This is a genomic window from Clostridium saccharobutylicum DSM 13864, from assembly GCF_000473995.1.
In the GTDB taxonomy this organism is placed as follows: domain Bacteria; phylum Bacillota; class Clostridia; order Clostridiales; family Clostridiaceae; genus Clostridium; species Clostridium saccharobutylicum.
Genome location: NC_022571.1, coordinates 1,766,253 through 1,785,424, shown reverse-complemented (window position 1 = coordinate 1,785,424; position 19,172 = coordinate 1,766,253). Strand labels below are relative to the sequence as shown.

At 27.6% G+C, this 19,172-nt stretch carries 20 protein-coding genes; 3 read left to right on the top strand and 17 right to left on the bottom strand.

All coding sequences use genetic code 11. The features are described 5' to 3' along the window. Positions 1-23: 23 nt before the first annotated feature. The 9 genes from CLSA_RS07785 to CLSA_RS24245 form a co-directional block, all read right to left on the bottom strand. Positions 24-1,193: a protein kinase domain-containing protein gene (locus CLSA_RS07785; RefSeq protein ID WP_022744982.1), complete on the bottom strand. Its 1,170-nt coding sequence runs from the start codon at positions 1,191-1,193 to the stop codon at positions 24-26. Between the two features lie 335 nt (positions 1,194-1,528). Beyond that, positions 1,529-1,924, bottom strand: coding sequence for a YmaF family protein (locus CLSA_RS07780; protein WP_022744981.1), 396 nt, complete (start codon positions 1,922-1,924; stop codon positions 1,529-1,531). 800 nt (positions 1,925-2,724) lie between these two features. Continuing rightward, entirely contained in the window at positions 2,725-3,735 is a 1,011-nt protein-coding gene (locus tag CLSA_RS07775; protein WP_022744979.1) for a LacI family DNA-binding transcriptional regulator, read from the bottom strand. 241 nt (positions 3,736-3,976) lie between these two features. Continuing rightward, positions 3,977-4,903 carry a ribose ABC transporter substrate-binding protein RbsB gene (gene rbsB / locus CLSA_RS07770; RefSeq protein WP_022744976.1) on the bottom strand — a complete coding sequence of 309 codons (927 nt, stop codon included), beginning with the start codon at positions 4,901-4,903 and terminating at the stop codon, positions 3,977-3,979. Between the two features lie 18 nt (positions 4,904-4,921). Then, the gene (locus tag CLSA_RS07765) at positions 4,922-5,857 is read right to left on the bottom strand and encodes an ABC transporter permease (protein ID WP_022744973.1); all 936 of its coding nucleotides are present in this window, start codon (positions 5,855-5,857) and stop codon (positions 4,922-4,924) included. Positions 5,858-5,935: 78 nt separating this feature from the next. Continuing rightward, on the bottom strand, positions 5,936-7,435 hold the full coding sequence (locus CLSA_RS07760; RefSeq protein ID WP_022744969.1) for a sugar ABC transporter ATP-binding protein: 1,500 nt from the start codon (positions 7,433-7,435) through the stop codon (positions 5,936-5,938). A gap of 442 nt (positions 7,436-7,877) precedes the next feature. Then, positions 7,878-8,273: a D-ribose pyranase gene (gene rbsD, locus CLSA_RS07755; RefSeq protein ID WP_022744966.1), complete on the bottom strand. Its 396-nt coding sequence runs from the start codon at positions 8,271-8,273 to the stop codon at positions 7,878-7,880. Next, entirely contained in the window at positions 8,270-9,211 is a 942-nt protein-coding gene (rbsK, locus tag CLSA_RS07750; RefSeq protein WP_022744963.1) for a ribokinase, read from the bottom strand. The genes rbsD and rbsK overlap by 4 nt, the downstream gene beginning before the upstream one ends. A 321-nt stretch (positions 9,212-9,532) precedes the next feature. Continuing rightward, positions 9,533-9,661 (bottom strand): hypothetical protein, encoded by a 129-nt coding sequence (locus tag CLSA_RS24245; RefSeq protein ID WP_022744960.1) that lies wholly within the window; start codon positions 9,659-9,661, stop codon positions 9,533-9,535. Between the two features lie 218 nt (positions 9,662-9,879). Here CLSA_RS24245 and CLSA_RS07745 point away from each other — a divergent pair, with 218 nt between their 5' ends. Continuing rightward, entirely contained in the window at positions 9,880-10,308 is a 429-nt protein-coding gene (locus tag CLSA_RS07745; protein ID WP_022744957.1) for a CBS domain-containing protein, read from the top strand. Positions 10,309-10,380: 72 nt separating this feature from the next. On the opposite strand, the gene CLSA_RS07740 is transcribed toward CLSA_RS07745, so the two are convergent. From CLSA_RS07740 to CLSA_RS07705, 8 genes are all read right to left on the bottom strand, one after another. Then, positions 10,381-11,634, bottom strand: coding sequence for an HD domain-containing phosphohydrolase (locus CLSA_RS07740; RefSeq protein ID WP_022744955.1), 1,254 nt, complete (start codon positions 11,632-11,634; stop codon positions 10,381-10,383). A gap of 217 nt (positions 11,635-11,851) precedes the next feature. After that, the gene (locus tag CLSA_RS07735; protein WP_022744952.1) at positions 11,852-12,463 is read right to left on the bottom strand and encodes a YdcF family protein; all 612 of its coding nucleotides are present in this window, start codon (positions 12,461-12,463) and stop codon (positions 11,852-11,854) included. A gap of 49 nt (positions 12,464-12,512) precedes the next feature. Then, a complete protein-coding gene (gene hisJ / locus CLSA_RS07730; RefSeq protein ID WP_022744950.1) occupies positions 12,513-13,313 on the bottom strand; it encodes a histidinol-phosphatase HisJ in 801 nt (266 codons plus the stop codon). 170 nt (positions 13,314-13,483) lie between these two features. Continuing rightward, a complete protein-coding gene (locus tag CLSA_RS07725; RefSeq protein ID WP_022744947.1) occupies positions 13,484-13,972 on the bottom strand; it encodes a GNAT family N-acetyltransferase in 489 nt (162 codons plus the stop codon). Between the two features lie 326 nt (positions 13,973-14,298). Continuing rightward, entirely contained in the window at positions 14,299-15,768 is a 1,470-nt protein-coding gene (locus CLSA_RS07720) for a nicotinate phosphoribosyltransferase (protein ID WP_022744946.1), read from the bottom strand. A gap of 75 nt (positions 15,769-15,843) precedes the next feature. Beyond that, positions 15,844-16,383 carry a cysteine hydrolase family protein gene (locus CLSA_RS07715; protein WP_022744943.1) on the bottom strand — a complete coding sequence of 180 codons (540 nt, stop codon included), beginning with the start codon at positions 16,381-16,383 and terminating at the stop codon, positions 15,844-15,846. A gap of 160 nt (positions 16,384-16,543) precedes the next feature. After that, positions 16,544-17,353, bottom strand: a complete 810-nt coding sequence (locus tag CLSA_RS07710; protein ID WP_022744941.1) for a ribose-phosphate diphosphokinase — start codon at positions 17,351-17,353, stop codon at positions 16,544-16,546. A gap of 64 nt (positions 17,354-17,417) precedes the next feature. After that, positions 17,418-18,311 carry an NUDIX hydrolase gene (locus CLSA_RS07705; protein ID WP_022744938.1) on the bottom strand — a complete coding sequence of 298 codons (894 nt, stop codon included), beginning with the start codon at positions 18,309-18,311 and terminating at the stop codon, positions 17,418-17,420. 331 nt (positions 18,312-18,642) lie between these two features. Here CLSA_RS07705 and CLSA_RS07700 point away from each other — a divergent pair, with 331 nt between their 5' ends. Continuing rightward, complete coding sequence (locus CLSA_RS07700; protein ID WP_022744934.1) at positions 18,643-18,894, top strand: spore coat associated protein CotJA; 252 nt, start codon at positions 18,643-18,645, stop codon at positions 18,892-18,894. Positions 18,895-18,906: 12 nt separating this feature from the next. Beyond that, positions 18,907-19,158 carry a spore coat protein CotJB gene (locus CLSA_RS07695; RefSeq protein ID WP_022744931.1) on the top strand — a complete coding sequence of 84 codons (252 nt, stop codon included), beginning with the start codon at positions 18,907-18,909 and terminating at the stop codon, positions 19,156-19,158. The last annotated feature ends 14 nt before the right edge of the window (positions 19,159-19,172 follow it).

Sequence of the window (19,172 nt, the reverse complement as noted above, 5' to 3'; positions counted from 1 at the left end):
AAATACATTTCCAAATATTATTCTTATAGCTTCATGAATGCTACCTTTAATTCATAAATACTCTGATATCTATTATTTAAATCTTTATCAAGGCCTTTTAATACAAATTCTTTCATAGCCATATTATTAAATTTTTCAGCCTTTACTCTTCCTGTCATAACAAAATATATTACTCTTGTTAATGCATAGGTTTCATGAGTTGCACCATAATTTTTAAATCCGTAAACATCCAAATCCGGATCATTTAATGATCCCTTTAATTCCGTATTAATACTTGTTAGATTGCTATTTTGTGTTTTGACTAGTCCAAAATCTGATATTTTAACTACATTTAAATTCTCATACTTCTTTATTAAAATATTTGTTAAACTGATATCTCTATGTAATAAGTTTTGATTGTGAATATATTCAAATGCCTTCAATATTTGCAAAACAATATTTTTTCGTTCACCTTTAGTTAACTTGTTATTATTTGTGCTTACATATTTATATAATGTCTCATCAACGTATTCCATTATATATTCACGTTTATCATCATCAAATCTATATACCTCAACTACATACGGTGAATTAAGCTTTTTCATTTCCTCGTATTCTATCTTAAATCTTTGATACTCTTTTTCAGTTAAATTGCTACTTGCACGCTTAATAACGAAGTATTTATTATAATAATCATCTTTATATTTAAACACTTGTCCATATGATCCTTTGCCTATTAATGTGATTGGATACAAAGCTGTGACTTTTCCTGTTATAACTTTAGTCGTATTTGGAATTATAAAAATTGGTTCTATCAAAATTAATGTTACTTTCTTAAACTCTGATGGTATTGGACTTCCTCCTGATTCGCATAAAAACTCATTACACTTCGTAAAAATATCCTGGTAATATGAATTTATAGAAAATTCTAAATCTGTTCTTTTTAAATTACTTTGAATTTCATATATTTCATCAATCCATTTAATAAGTTCTCTACTTTCAGCAGCCGTATAATGAGATGTCCCTAATCTTTGATTCAGATACTTAAATAAAGAATTTATTTCAAAATGCATTTTAGCAAAAATAATTTTTAATCTACTATTTGTTATATTATCATATAGATCAATAAAATGATTTACATTATCTTCCCCATATTCCTGCTTTTTGTTTTCTAAATAATTATATATATAATAAAATATTTCTATTCTAATCATTGAAAACTATCAATTCAAACTGCCGATTATAGACATAATGATTATTACAATCATCTCCATAAATAATCTATTCCAATCATATCACATTTCTTCATTATTTCCCTCATTATACCATTAAATGATTTTATTTGATAATATATCTTTACTAAAAAATAACACAGATTAATATAGAAAACCACTCCTATAAATTACTCAAAAAAAGACAACAAACATTTTCAATTAATGTTTATTGCCCTTAACTTATTCTTCTAAATCTATATACAAATAAAAAACTAATACTTAGAATTCAATATCCTTTTAATCATTTCCAAAAGAGCCATCCCCTAAAAACTTCTTTAATACTTACTCTCTTCTGGTATATTAGCTGGATCTTCTACTAGAGTAATAAAATAATAATCATGAGTATGTCCATCATCATAGCTTGTTGTTCCCCTTATTAAATGAACATGTTTCTTATCATTTAAATAAAGAGCTGGACCAGTAGTGTCACTTATTTCATGATAATGATCACCTGATGTATCTACATATGCACGCACCCTATGAATATGAGATTGCTCATATCTAATTGAAGGACCAGTTATACCAGCAATATGATGCGTATGTTCCATTCCTTCATTATCTTTTTCATAATCTGTCATTGATTGAAATTCATGATTATGGCTTTTTCTTTCATATGCTTGTTTTTGATTTTGATCATAATAATCACCGTAATTATTATAATTATTTTCCATTCAAAATGCCTCCAAATAATTTTAAATACCATATATTATATTCATTGCCTTTTTAATAGTGAATTAATATATACTCTATTCAACATTAAAAAAATCAAATACATTTTTTGAAACAATCATAAAAAAATAAATTGTGAAGTTCAATAGTACTTCTAAATAAAAACATTTCTGGTTTCTAGAGAAAATTCCTACTTAAACATTCAATAAATTCGTAAAAATACTTATCTAATAAATAAATTTTATAGTTTGAAACATATTCAATACTCGAAATAATGGAAATTCTTTTGTGTAGCATTACATTGATAATCTGGCTATAGGCATTTCTTCAACAGAAGTTGTTCCACTTTACTCTGCCACACTGAATAATGGTAACATGCTAAAATGGTATCTATACTAGAAATGAAATACTTTTTTGAAATAATCATTAAAAAATAAATTGTGATGTTTAATAGTACTTCTAAATAAAAATATTTTTGGTTTCTAGTGAAAATTCCTACTTAAACATTCAATAAATTCGTAAAAATATTTATCTAATAAATAAATTTTATAGTTTGATACATATTCAATACTAGAAATAAGGGTAATTCTTTTGTGTAGCATTGCATTGATAATATGGCTGTAGGTATTTCTTCAGTAGAAGTTGTTCCATTTTAGCATGTCCTTAACTTGCTTAAGGAGCATGCTGGAATGGGTACAACTTCTGCTGATAGAAATCCACAGTAAGATTATCTAGCAATGGAACAAAAGAATTACCCTTATTTCGGTTAGTCATCACATAACTTCAAGTTGCAATTTATTTATTATTCTGTTTTCATTTTAACACTGTTTCTTTGAATTAGATTAGTATCTAATTCAATTATTCTATCTTCGCAATTCTTTTCAATTATATCTATTAGAAGTTCACAAGAAGTTTTTCCTATTTCGTATATAGGTTGTGCTACAGTTGTAAGCTCTGGTTCAAATAAAGCTGATATATTTATATTATCAAATCCTAATACTGATATATCATCTGGAATTTTATATCCATGTCGTATTAAATATTTCATTCCACCAAGTGCCATTACATCACTGCTGTAAAATATAGCATCAATATCTTTAGTTATAGATAATAAATTTTCAGTAGCTCTCATTCCACCTTCAATTGAAAAGTCAGCTTCTACCATTAAATCTTTATTATATACACCTAATTCTTTACTAATTTCTACATAGCTTTCATTTCTCATTTTAGCTAATTTTACTTTGCAGCTTCCACCAACAAAAGCAATGTTTCTATGATTTAAATCATAAAGATATCTAACGCCCCTTTTCACACCTTCAATGTTTTTTGAAAATACTCCACTATATTTATAAGTGCTATCTATATATCTATCAACAACAACAAAAGGCACTTTATTGCTTCTTAATACATTTAAGCTTTCTTTGCTGTTTCCACCTGATCCATAAATTACTCCATCAACTAATTTACTTATTAAGAGTCTTATATATTTATCTTCCTTTTCTTCGTTATTGTATGAATTGCATAAAATAACATTATATCCTCTGTTCTCAGCCATTTCTTCAATTGTTTTAGCCATAGCTGCAAAAAAAGGATTTTCAATATCAGGTAGTATTATTCCTATGGTATTAGTTCTTCTTGTTGTTAAACTCCTTGCTACTCCATTTGGAATATAATTAAGTCTTTTAGCAATATTCAATATATTTTGTCTTGTGGAATCACTAACATTTATTTCTCTATTATTAAGAACTTTAGATACTGTTGTTTTGGAAACCTTTGCTTCCTGTGCAATATCACTCATAGTTACACTTCTCATTATTACACCTCTATATTTGTTCTTCATTAATTACTGTAAAAATACTTTAATATATTATAACATATACTGCTATTATCTTACTTTATAGACATTAAAGAAAATAATATTCCAAAGATTCGACGTGCATTTTGTGTCAGACAGCGAGATAAGTTTTGTCCATAGTAAGCTATTATGCGAAATTAACAACCCAACATATCACAAAATATAAAAACATACTGCTCTATCATTTATTTTCATGTGCCTAATTGTTCTTTAAATCATCTTTGGTAAGAATTTTAGTTGAAGCTGCTATATCTTTATCTATTTTTTCACCATTATCTATTTTCTTTGATATATCAACTCCAATAGCTCCGATTTCCTCTGGCTGTTGAGCTACTGTTGCTGTCATAGTTCCTCCAAGTATTGCATCTTCCGCATCTAGATTACCATCAAATCCTATTACTACAACATCTTTCTTAGCTGTTTTTAATGCCTTTGCTGCTCCTAGTGCCATCTCATCATTTTGTGAAAATACAACATCAAAGTCTGGTACCGCTTGTATGATATTTTCCATAACTTTAAGACCTTTTTCTCTATCAAAATCTGCTGATTGACTTGATACTATAGCAACCCTGCTGTCTTTTGTGATATCTTCGTCAAAACCTTTACCTCTATCTCTTGTTGCTGATGCACCTGGTGTTCCTTGTAACTCTACAACTTTTATTTTATCCTTATCTTTTAATTTACTTAATGCAAATTCCGCTGCTGAAGCTCCACCTGCTACATTATCTGATGCAATATGAGCTGCAACCTTTCCTTCATTAGCTTTTCTATCCAAAGTTACTACTGGAACATTCTTTTGATTTGCAACTTTTATTGATGAGGATACAGCATCACTATCTGTTGGATTAATTAATAATGCAACAACACCAACTTGAATCAAATCCTCTACATTAGATCTTTCTTTAGCTGGATCATTTTCAGAATTTAAAACAATTAAATTATATCCTAACTCCTTTGCCCTAGTTTCTGCACCATTTTTAATTGAAACAAAGAATGGATTATCTAAAGTAGATAAAACTAATCCTATTGTCTTTTTATCATTTCTACTTGAACATCCTGAAAACAAACACATTACTAATATACAAAACATAGATAATGCTAGAGCTTTTAAACTCTTTCTTTTCATGTTTATCCCTCCTATGGACTAGTTATTTTTTTGTTTCTTATCTAATAGAACAGCTATTAATATTACTAAACCCTTTACAATTGATTGATAGAAAGGGGATACATTCATTAAATTTAGTCCATTGCTAATTACACCAATAATTAATGCACCTATTATTGTTCCTGATATTTTACCTTCTCCACCTGAAAGACTTGTACCACCAATAACAACTGCTGCTATTGCATCTAGTTCATATCCTGTTCCTGCGTTAGGTGAAGCTGATCCAATTCTACTTGTTAATATAATTCCTCCAATTGCTGACGCAATCCCTGCTACCATGTATACTAATGTTTTTATTTTATTCGTATTAATTCCTGAAAGCCTTGATGAATCTTCATTACCTCCAACTGCATATATATATCTTCCTAGTTTTGTTTGAGACAAAGCATATATTGCTATTACTGCAACTATTATTGTTATTAAAATTGGAACTGGTAAAAATCCTAAAGATCCATTTCCTAAAACCATAAAACTTTCTGGTAATTTTGAAATTGGATTACCTTGTGTAAATACAAGTGTTTCACCTCTGAATATTGTCATTGTTGCTAAGGTTGCTATAAATGCTTGCAATTTTCCTTTAGAAACTAAAACACCATTAATCAAACCAATAACTGCCCCTACAATTATTGCTGCTATAATTGCAAGTGGAATACTTCCTGTAGATAATACTACTGAAGCTGCTACTGCACCACTTAATGCTACTGTCGATCCAACTGATAAATCTATTCCCCCTGTCAATATAACAAAACTCATTCCTACTGCAATTATCGCATTTACTGCAATTTGTGTTAAAACATTAGTTATATTTGAAAGTGTTAAAAATCTTGGAGTTGCAATTGCTATTATCACACATAACAAAAATAATCCTATAAGTGATCTATATTTCTTTAAATTTGATTTTACATTTTCGTTCATTTGAAATCCCCCTACATTCTTATTTACAATTTGAAATAAAATAATAATGAGTATAATAGTAGTTTGCTTTTACTATAATTAAACTCCTACTGCAAGTTTCATAATCTTTTCTTGAGTTGCTTCTTCTCTAGAAACTTCTCCTGAAATCTTTCCTTCATTCATTACAAGAATTCTATCGGTTGTTCCAAGCAATTCTGGCAAATCTGATGAAATCATAATTATTGCTTTTCCCATAGATTTTAATTCATTAAGCAATTCATAAATTTCCTTCTTAGCACCTACATCTATTCCTCTTGTTGGTTCATCTATAATTAAAACTTTTGGAGATAACATTAACCATTTAGCTAAAACAACCTTTTGCTGATTTCCTCCACTTAAATTTTTAATTAATTGATCTTTGCTAGGTGTCTTTATATTAATCTTTCTAATATATTCATTAATATCATTTACTTCTTTTTTCTTATCTAAGGATTTATTCTTTCTTTCATATGAATCTAGATTGCATAAAGTCATATTGTCACCAACTGACATTCCAAGTATGCAGCCTTCACTTTTCCTATCCTCTGAAACATAACAAATTCCATTATTCATAGCATCTCTAGAATTGTTTATCTCTAATGTTTTTCCTTCTATTGATATACTTCCTGATGTTTTTTTAAATTCACCAAAAATTGTTTTTGCCATCTCTGTTCTTCCTGATCCCATAAGACCAGCTATTCCTACCATTTCGCCTGCTCTAACTTGTAAATTAACATTTTTAACTTTATTTTTATAATTTAAATCCTTTACATCGAGTATGACTTTACCAATCTCAGTTTTCCTATAAGGAAATTGGTCTTCTATTTTTCTACCTACCATCATTGCAATTAGCTTATCATTATCAATATCTTTTACAAGCGCTTCACCTACATATTTTCCGTCCCTTATAACTTCAACTCTCTCACAAATTTCAAAAATTTCTTCTAATCTATGAGATATATAAATAATTGCAATTCCTTTTTTCTCTAAATTTTTTATAACTTTAAATAATTCCTTTGTTTCGACTTCTGTAAGTGCAGTAGTTGGTTCATCCATTATTATAATTCCTGCATTTTTGGTAAGTGCTTTTGCTATTTCAACCATTTGTCTTTGCCCAACATCAATATCTTGAACTAGCATATTAGGATCTAAATTTGATCCAATTTGCTCTAAAAATATTCTGCTTCTTTCAACTAGCAGCTTTTTATTAATTCTTCTAGAAAACTTACTATACTTCTCATTTCCTAAAAACATATTTTCAGCTATTGTTAAATTAGGAATTACGCTTAACTCTTGATGAATTATTGTTATTCCATGCTCCTCTGCATCTTTAATTCCCTTTAATTTCACTTCTTCACCTTGAACAAAAATTTGTCCTTCATCTTTTTGATATACACCACTCAATATCTTCATCAATGTAGACTTTCCAGCTCCATTTTCACCTAAAAGAGCTGTAACTTCTCCACCATAAGCTGTTATATTAACTTTATCTAGGGCTTTAACGCCAGGAAAACTTTTACTTACATTAACCATCTTTAGCATTGGTTTTCTTGTATCCATTTAATCTCCTCCCCTTAAACTCAAAATATAACTTTATATTTAAAATCCTAATTATAGATATCCAATTTATAAATCACACTTATGCTTTGAATATATATCCAAAAGTAGAAATAGAGGTCATGCATTTGTGTAGTGTTGCCTCTAAAAATTTTAATAGCTATGCTTCTTAAGTGAAATTCCAAATCTATGATTTGGCTAATTGAACTTACTCAGCGAACGAATGTGAGTCGAGTTTCCTTTGCAATATTGTTCCGTGCATGCTTGTTCACAGCGTGTCTATGAACCAAGCATTGCGGGTACAACTTGCAGTCTTAGAAGCATCTATTAAAATTTTCAGTAACCGAAACAAATGCATGACCTCTATTTCGGTTAGCTATCACATAAGTCTAAAATCTAATTATAATATCTATATTAAATTAAATATCACCCTTAATTTATCCCCTTAAAATACAACTCCTGATCTTAGAATTATATTTGCATAAGGAGTTTGTTCACCTGTTCTTACAACTGCTTTACAATCTTTTAATAAAGCTTTCAATTCCTCATGTGAAATCACTGTTATCTTAACATTTTCTATTTCTTTTTTTATTTGTTCATATAAACTTAAATTTTCATTTTCTAGTTCTGATGCTATAATAACTTCTTCAATTTGAAGTTCCAATAATACAACTTTTAAAGTATCAATAAATCTCGGAATATTTTTTATTAATGCTAAATCTATTCTTTTAGTACACTCTGGTATTGGTAATCCACAGTCCCCTATTGCTAATAAATCTGTATGTCCCATTTTTGAAATTACTGATGATAAATCACTATTTAATAAAGCTGTTTTTTTCATTTTAACTCCTCCTTATCCTTATACACTTCTAATACATCATTTAAATATGGAATTGAAATTTGAGCTCCTTCTTTTTGAACTGCTAATGATGAAACCATATTCCCAAATCTGATTGATTTGAGTAAACTTTCAAATGAAAATTCATTAACATCAATTTTACAACTTATTCCCCCAATAAAACTATCACCTGCTGCTGTAGTATCCACTGCATTAACTTTAAATGCTTGTACTATTTCTGCTCTATCCTTTGAAATAAGCGCTGCTCCTTTTTCGCCTAAAGTTATAATTACATACTTAATACCTTTTTCTATTAATAATTGACCTGCGTTTTTTGCACTTTCTAAATCAAAAACTTTTACACCAGTAATTACTTCAACTTCTGTTTCATTAGGAACTATTATATCTGTATATTTTAATAATTCATCTTCTATTTTTTTGGCTGGTGCTGGATTTAATATAGTTATCTTATTTAACTCCTTAGCTCTTTTAAATGCTTCAATTGCAGATTGATCTGGAGTTTCAAATTGAGAAATTATAATATCACTATTAATAATTGCCTCATCTGCATTTTTGATATCATTATTATCTATATTCATGTTAGCACCAGCTTCAACAACTATGGAGTTATTCCCTTGACTATTAACCATTATAATTGCCATTCCTGTTGGTTCATTCGGATCAATTGAAATATACTTTGTATTTATACCGTCATTTTCTAATCCTTCAACCATAGTTCTTCCATTATCATCATTTCCAATCTTACCTATCATATAAACACTGGCTCCAGATCTTTTTGCCGCTACTGCCTGATTAGCGCCCTTTCCCCCTGGATTTTTATCGAATTGTTTTGATAATATAGTTTCGCCCTCTTTAGGCATATTTTCAATTTGAAAAACTAAATCCATATTTATGCTTCCCAAAACACAAACTTTGTTCATATTACACCTCCAATTATAGGTTAACCGATTAACTAAATAATACACCTTCTTGTATACATTTACAATGATTATTTTAAATTCATATAAATTTCCAAAAAGCAAAAAATAAATTTGAATATTTCTATAGGACCATGTTTTCATTGCTCACAAATCCTATAATTTCTTGCACAATAAAAAAGACTATCTAAATTATATAGATAGCCTAAATGCTCCATATTTATCGTATCCCAAAAAAATTTTATTTTTTATTATAAACATTTACTCATACCTAAATCATTTTTCATCGAATGATAATTAATATCCCTTCTTTAAAAGTAAACTTTACAGTTTCTTTACCTTCTTTTTTACTTCTGATTCTATAGTGTCATCTTTTTCTTGAGTCTCGTCAGTATTATAAATAATATTAAAACCAATTAATACAGCACAAAGAAAAATAACTACTAACACCATAATATCTACCCCTTTTAATATATAATTCCTTATAGTAATATATATTAATTATGAATTGTATTCGTGCATGTAAACGTTGTATTTGTTATTTATTTTTACTTTTATCGGTTATTTAAAGTAATATTATTTTTGAAAATATAATTCTACATAATAAATTTAATATTTAATATTAATAAAAAACATATTCATAGGGAAATATATTTAAGGAGGTGAACATTATGGTTATAAAAGATATAATGTCAAAAGATGTAGTAAGTTTAAATTCTCAAGATTCCATTGAAAGAGCTGCACAAATTATGGAACAGTTTGATGTAGGATCAGTACCTGTATGTAATAATGAGAAGTTAGTTGGAATAGTTACAGACAGAGATATTGCCTTAAGATGTGTAGCAGGAGGTAATAATGCAAATAACCAAAAGATAAGCGATGTCATGACTTCAAATCCTGTTACTGGAACCCCTGATATGAATATTCATGATGCTGCACAAATAATGAGTAAAGAGCAAATAAGAAGATTACCTATCGTTCAAAATGATAATCTTGTTGGTATAGTTTCTTTAGGAGATATTTCAGTAGAACCTACTTTACAGGACAATGCAGAAGAAGCTCTAAAAAACATATCTGAACCAACAAAAAACCAAATGTAATTTACCCATAATATTATAAGAGTAGTCGTTATTGACTACTCTTATAATAATTTAATAACATTCAAATAATATTTAACTAAAATATTTTAACGTTTCTTTATATTCATTTTGTATATTTAAATATTTATCCATTAAATCAGCACACTGTTTCTTTGCTTCATCAACTATATAATCATAATTTTGTATAAATAAATGTGTTATTGTTGAATCTATCTTATTATTATCTGACATCTCTTTTAATATTTTTATTATTTTTTCCTTATTGAAACCTTCTTTATAGCTTCTCACTCCAACTAATGCACTAACAATATCAGATATTGCTACTATTCTCATTTCAACAGAAATTTGTTCTGCTTTGAGCCCAAAAGGATATCCATTTCCATCTAACTTTTCATGATGTAGCGTCCCTATATCTCTTATATCATCTATATTTACTCCACTTAATATATCATATCCAATCTTTGCATGACTTTTCATAATTTCAAATTCTTCTTGAGTAAGTTTTCCTGGTTTTTCTAATATTTCTACTGGAATTGCTATTTTACCGATATCATGAAGAGTTGCTGCCACTTTAATTAATTCCACTTTTTCATCATCCAAGCCATATATTTTAGCTATTTGTTCACTTATAGCTTCTACTGTTATAGTATGAATTACTGTAGCTTCACTTCTGAAATCAATGCAATAAGCTAACATTTTACTGTATGCAACAACTTTTTCTCTAGTAAAATATCTTTTTTCGAAGAATCTATCTAATTCAGTTATATATGTACCATCTATCAATTTTTCTATAAATTGATATTTTTTATCAGCTTCTATAAATAAGTTAATATGTTCTTTTAGATAATGTTTTTTTTGTTTTTCTTCATGTAGCTTTTCAATTACTTGCTTATTTAAATATATCCTATCTAAATAATCGGCAAAGTTTAACAATAATCCCTCTTTAGATACAATTTCCATATGTCTATCTTTATAATATTTAACCGTGAAATGATGAGTTAATACTATCTTGTATAAATCTCCAAGTGGAGAAAAATATTTTATAAACAACGCTCCATAAATAGCATGATTAAAAGGAGTTATTATATCTACAGCTGTAAGCTTGTCCCTTTCAGTAACCTTGTATGCTCCTATATCATGAAGAATTGATACAAAGCAAATTTTCAAAATTTCTTCTTCACTATAAGAACCATCTGCTTTCAATAAATTTAACATAATATATGCTACACGCTGTCCATGATTCAAAAGTCTTTTATCTACTGCATTAATAGCTTTGTGTATGATGGATATCATTTTATTTGAAGTAACGCCTAAATTATTATTCATAAATCACCTTGCCTATTCTTAAATTAATTCATATTTAATACATATTAAATGTTACGCACATGAAAAAAATAACAAGTTCATTTTCCGGTCTATTTTTCATTATAGGAAGCTCTACTCGCATACGCTAACTGACTACTCACAAAGCAAGCGACCATCATCAAATCATAGATTTGACATGCCTGCTTAACCAATTCATATCAAATCATTTTTATATGCCTTATTTCTTACGCCATATCGGTATGGCCTTTTTAAACTGACCTCCACAACGTGATAATTCCCCCATTACATTATCAATTCCGTTTTCAGTTTCAAACCAATTTTCTTTATTTATATTTTCTATATCCACTGGACATATAATAAACTTTGTTTCAGGATATGCAAAACTATAAAACATAAGAGCACGTTTAGAATGAAAAGATTTGCAACAAATAATTGCTTTTTTTATTTCTAAATCTAATTCATCCGTAACTTTTCGCGAATTAAAAGCATTTTCCTTTGTCCATGTTGCATTATCTTCCTTAAGTATTGCCTTTTCATCAACACCATAAGATAATCCTACATCTTTCATAAATTCATATTCCGTATCATACTTTTTATTATATTTTTCTGATTTTGTTGCAGGTTTTGTGAAACAATTATTTTTTAATGTATATTTTCCTGACGGTAAAATATACTGTGCATATCCATTTAACCAAAGCTCAGATGCCTTTTCCATTGGCTCTGGCCATAATCCTCCTGGAACAAAAATAATATCTGCTTTTTCAGGCTTATCTTCAATAAAAATAAATGATGTAATTTCCTTTATAAAATTATTTCGCTTTAATTCCATAAATATCTCCCCAATTTATAAAATAATACCCTTTTTTAATCTTTAATGATTATTCTTTATCAAAATCTCTTCCAACATCACTTGCTGTATGTGAATCTGATCCGTATACTTTTTTAACTCCATATTCTTCTATTAATTCTTTGAAAATATCACTTACATAAATTTCGTTACAATATGGTTTTCTAAGACCTGCAGTATTAACATCTACTTCATAGTCCCCATTTTTTATTTCCTTCACAATCTCTTGTAAAAGCTCTTTATTTTTATATTCTATAGGATACAATTTATTAAAAATTCTAATCAAATTAGGATGTCCTATACGTTTTGGTTTAAATTCTCCTAAATCAGCTCTTACAGCTTTTAAAAGTGTTTCGTAATATTTATCATATATTCGTTCAACTGTTCCAAGTTTCTCCAAAGCCTCTTCAAATCCTGGTCTCCAATCAATAGCTATATATTCATCATTTACTTTTATAAAATGAACTGATAATATACTATCTTCTAATTTAGGTCCATAAATATTTAAAAAATCTTTTGTTTCATTCTCATATCCATCTATAAAATCTACTTCTAACCCCGTATTTATCTTTATTTTATCTTTATATTTTGGTTTTAATTTTCCTAAATCATGAAAATATTTTTCTATAATTTCCTTTGATGGAGAACATTCATCTAAAAATTTTTTATCATCAGTAAAATATCTTGTAAATGGCATATGTTCAGTAAAACTCATTTCATCTAATCCACATCTTATCGCTTGTTCAATGTATAATTCAAAAGGATCATTAGTTCCATGAGGACAATATGGTGAATGAATGTGTCCATCTTTTAATATTTTTTCACTTTTCATAATTTTTTTAGTTAGGGATTAAGACACATCAAATAAATAACAAATCTATCTGCCAGCCTGTTTTCACGTGTCTAAATCAATCTTCCCTACTAAAATTCACTTCCTTTCTATATTTACATCACTTATTGCTTATTATTTGCATTCACATACTTAAAATTCTATACATTTTTTTATCTATTTACTTCATATTCATACATATGATAATTACATTCATACATACCTAATGATTTATATGTGGTTTTAGCATTTAAATTTTCTTTTTCTACATATAGTCTTATTCCAGCTATATTTATATCATCATCACAAATCTGCTTCACATAATTGTATAATTTTTTAAATATGCCTTTTCTTCTATACTTAGCATCTACATATACACTTTGAACCCAAAGAAACATTCCATTTCTCCAATCGCTCCATTCATATGTATGCATTATTTGTCCTATAACTTCATCATTTATTGTGCAAACATAATACTGACCTTTACTTTTATCTGATAATATAGCTTTAACACCTTTAGTTAAAACTTCTAAATTTAAGTCTTTATTTTCAGTTTCCTTTGCTAAATTATAGTTAAACCTCACTATTGATTCTAAGTCTTCCAGTTTGGCCTTTCTTATTTCATATAGTCCTTTATTTTCACAATTAGCATCATTAATCATTAATTTCCTCCTAATGATTTATTATCTATATTTTATCATTTTAATCATATGTTATATAGTATTTTATATAAGTATTTTTCATAATATCTTATAAACTATATATCACTAATAAAAACAATAATGAAAAATATTCATGATAGATTGGACTTGTTATTTTCTTTCATGTGACTTAAATTATAAAAACTGCAGATAATTTCTCTGTACAAAAAATTATCTGCAGCTATATTAGGCACATTCAAATAAATAACAAGTAGATTTGCCTTCTTTCCTGATGAAAAATATCCATATCAAATTGGACTTATTATTTATTTTCACGTGCCTTAAATTTAAAACTTCCCATAAAGTTTATTTCTAATTTCTTTCAATGAATAATCTTTAATCAATTTTCCATCTTTAAATACAATTTCTAATAAATTATCTTTATATTCTTCTGCTTCTTTGATAGTGAGTTCATCTTTATATACAATGTCATCGCCATTCTTATATACATAGCACATTCCTTTTTGAGATTTTTTAAACTTTCCTATATCAGTCTTAGGATCTTTAAATATAAACTTTTCTTCTCCATTTATTATTGCATGAGTAGCTTTTAATGCAAATCCAAAAGTATCTCGAGTATTATATTGATACGTGTATGAACCTATTCCAAATGTGCAATTACTTACTGCAAATCCTTTTTGCATTAGTTTATTGCAAATCTCCTCGCACCTTTCTACAGTAATACTGTCTCCATAAATTGCTCCTATATGAGAATTTAAAACTTTGTAGCCCTTAGAATTAATTTGACCACCAAAAATCTCCCACAAAAGCTCTACTGTTCCCTTATAAGCTGGACTATTTTGAGGTGCTCCACTATCTCCACATATTATCTTAATTGGATCTCCACTGTCTCCTCTTATTATTATCTTTCCATCTCGATTTAATATATCTTGTTTTAATATTGGAAGTATATTGGTAATAATATTCCAATAATCATAAGTATCTGAAACTATACTCAATATTCCACTTGGAAACACTTCATTAATTAATCTTTTATAAGCTTTAAGTTCATCAGTTCCATAGCTACACATTACACTATGCTCTGTTGATGGAGTTCCAATACCTACAACTTCATTTTCAATATTGCAGTTATAATACTTTTCTAAATAAAGTATTGATGAGATTGTTGCAGTTCCAGTAAATGAAAGTAAATGTCCTGCACTACTAACTTGTGCACTTTCAATTGAACTGAATCCTCTCATACTAAAATCCCCACATGATTTAGTTACATCACCATTTTCTACAGTAAGATCAAAATATCTTTCCATGATCTCCCTGTATCTATATGCAATTGTTGCACTTGCCATAGGCTGCCATATATTGCAACTCATAAATGTCTCTAAATAATTTACAAGCCAAGCAAAATCATCATGAGTATTGGTAATCTCGATCATGGGTGTTTTTATATTAACCCGTGTCCCCTCCTGAACTGCTTTAATTTGTATAGGAAGATATCCTAAATCATGCAGCTTTTCTATATGAAAAGTATCTGCTGCAATATCACCCATAGTATTACATATAACTCTCTTATACTCTTTAATAATTTCTTTCTTTGAAACATTAAAGAAATTTTCATTAAAATATTCTATTAAATATTTTTTTATAAAAGATTGTAATCCAAACATAACAACTTTATTCATATTTTCTTTTCTAGACATTCTAGGCGTCCAATAGCTTACAAGTTTTGTAAGACCTTCTACATAACACTTATGATGTATTGTTTTATAAAAATCAGTTAACAATAATGGATCTATCATTTCTTCACCTCTATACATTCCTTGCAATATTAATTTATAAAAAATTTAATTATGAAATTTCCTCAATTGTTAGTTCTATCTTATAACTTTTACAGTTAATGATTCTATTACATCTAAGGCTTTTTCATGTAAGCTTTCATTAAAACTTGCACAAAGAGTTCCATCAACAATTAAATTTGTGTTTATATACTGTGACTGAAATGTTACTACATTACTTATTACGCATATATTTGTTACAACACCAACTAACTCTATTTCGTCTAAATCTTCACCAATTTCCTTAGATAAACTAATTATATCCTTAGGTGCTATACCAAAAGATTCTTTATTATAATGAAATGTATTTTTTGAATCCTTAAATTCCATTAACTTCCCATATAAATTGTGACCTTCAGTATTTATAATACAATGAGGAACTGGTAAGCTTTTTCCTTCTCTAGTTTCTAAATAATTCTCATAATGAGTATCATAAGTAAATAAAACTTTATCCCCATTATTTAAATAACTTTTTACTTTATTATAAATTCCTTCTTCTAAAGTTTCCGCCTTTTTAAATCCTAACGCTCCATCTACAAAATCCTTTTGATAATCAACAACTACTAATAATTTTTTCATTTTTATCCTCCATTTAATATGTCATTTAAAATAAATTATTTATTAAAACTAAATTAATACTGTTTTTTTATTAAAGTTTTCTCAATATATACTGTATATAGTCTATATTTTTTTATATAACATAAACACATTTTATCCTTAAACCTTTGCGTTTTTTTATTTATATAATCTTAGTTATTTCAATCTTCTCATGCTTCCTACTTAATATACTGTTTGTTGTATATACTTTTTTGATTAAATCTGTCTTTAAAATATCACCTTTAAATATTGTTTCTTCACAATGAGTTACTACCAAATAAATCTCACTTGCTCCCATTTTTTTTAATTTAGCTGCAGTCAATATAAAAGTTCCACCTTTTGAACATAAGTCATCTACGATAATTGCCTTAAAACTTTCACTGTCTACGGTTCCATTAATGTCAAGTTTCTTTATATACCCTGTTTTAAAATCTCTTTCTTTGCTTGCACTTAATACCTTATCATACTCAATTTGTTTGCTATATCTTTTTTCAGCACCTGCATCTGGATAAACCAAATAAACTTGTTCTTCACATTTTTCTTCTCTAAGAAATTTCTCTAATACCTTTTTAGCAATATTTGAAGAAGTATTTATTATACTAACTCTATCTAACAAGGCTACGGATACATCAGAATGTGGCTCATAAATATATACCTTATCAAAATTCATAGAATTAATTAACTTACATAAATATTTAAGAGTAAACACTGTTTTTCCTTCTGTTCTATCCATCCTGCTATAAGGCATATAGAGAATTTCAAGGATACATTCACAATTTAATTCATCTAAATGTCCTTTTAAAAATATTAAATGTGTAATATCCTCATCACTTTCAAATTTTAATTTAATAATATTAGTTTCTTCATTAACTTTTAAATCTTCACTATTTATTAAGGATTCACCATTCGGAAATTTTTTCACATTTACTTTCTTTTCATTTAAATAAATCATTATTATTATCTCCATTTCAAAATTATTACAAATTAATTAATTTCTCTAATTTACACTATTGATATTAAAATTTGTGTTCAAACTCTTCATTGAACTTAAACATCTTAGCTGGTCTAAAAGGCCTTCCTTCAATTTTTTCATCGGTTTCTATAATCATGTCATCCATCTTTCTTCTAAAATTTAATATTTCTCTTCCCATTATTGCTTCGTAAACATATTGAAGTTCTTTTACTGTAAATAATCTAGGAAGCAAATTTAAAGCAATTGGTGTATACTCAATTTTATTTCTAATTCTATCTAATGCGTAATCTATTATTTTATAATGGTCAAAAGCTAGTTTATCATTACTAGATTCCAACAGCGTATAAGTTTTTTCTTGTTTTCTTAATATACTTTTTTCTGTAATTTCTAATATTTCATATTTAATTTCAATTTCTTCATCTTCACTTTTTAAACTTAAATTATATTTATTTATAATACGTCCTTCACAACTTTCACTGTTTATTAATTTCTTATTTATCCAAAACCATTTTGTTTCTTTAGGCTTTATATTTTTATTAAAATTAATATTTTCTTTAGCAATTAAGGCCATATTCCCAATGCTTATAACTCTTGTTCTTGGATCTCTATTTATATCTCCAAAGCTATATAACTGTTCTATATAAACATTATCTATGCCTGTTTCTTCTTTTAACTTTCTAATTGCACCTTCTTCTAAACTTTCATTAAGATTTACAAAACCACCTGGTATCGCCCATTTGTATTTTTCAGGAAATTCATTTCTCTTTATTAACAAAACCTGCATTCCCTTCCTTGGTACTTTTCTAGAATTATCTTCTTTTAAATCACTAGTTGTAAATATTATTACATCATTTGTCACACTAGGTCTTTCGTACTCATTAGGATTATATTGATCTAAAAATTCTTTTTCTTCTTTTAATAAAATTTCTTTCTTCATCTAATCATCCCTAACCTTTAACTATATGAGTTGCGATAATGAACTTATATTACAGTAACTTACATGAATATAAACACCCAATATACAATGTATACTCTTTAATGCAACTTATATATATTTTTTTAACTTCCGTACAACACATTAATTCAAATTAGTTTACATCTTTTAGATAATATCAATTTGATACTATATATTTATAATACATTATACTGCTTAATTTGTAAATAGTTACTAATTATTTATTTTATTTTTTTAATTCAAATTATCACATCAACTCATCAATTGCATAAGATATTTATTAAGTAAGTAAGAAACGAAGGGACGAAAATTTATGTACAGACATGATGACTGTATGTGTAAACAAAAAGAATACGATCAAATGCACGGTATGGAATATGGTAAAGAATATGTTAAAAAACCTGGCGTAGAATATAGTAAAGAACATGGTGTAGAATATGCCAAAGCATATATATTGCCTCAAAAATATGAAAACTTGTTTTCCTGTAAAGAAAGTTTTAATAAAGGAACTATTTTTGAAGACCTTTATAAACCTTATATGGAATGCAAAAAGAAAAAATATTAGAGGTGATTTATTATGTATGGAAGAGAAATTTTAGATAAAATATTAACTTATCAGTTTTGTGCTGTGGAACTTAATTTATTCCTAGATAATTTTCCTGATTCTAAAAATGCCAAAGATGATTACGAAAAAGTATCTGCTAAATTAACTAGTCTAGTTCATGAATATGAAAAAGATTATGGCCCACTTACAAATTTCGGTTCATCTTTTGTAGAAAATCCACGAGCTTGGGTTGATCAACCTTGGCCTTGGGAAAATTATGAATAGGAGGGTTTTGAACT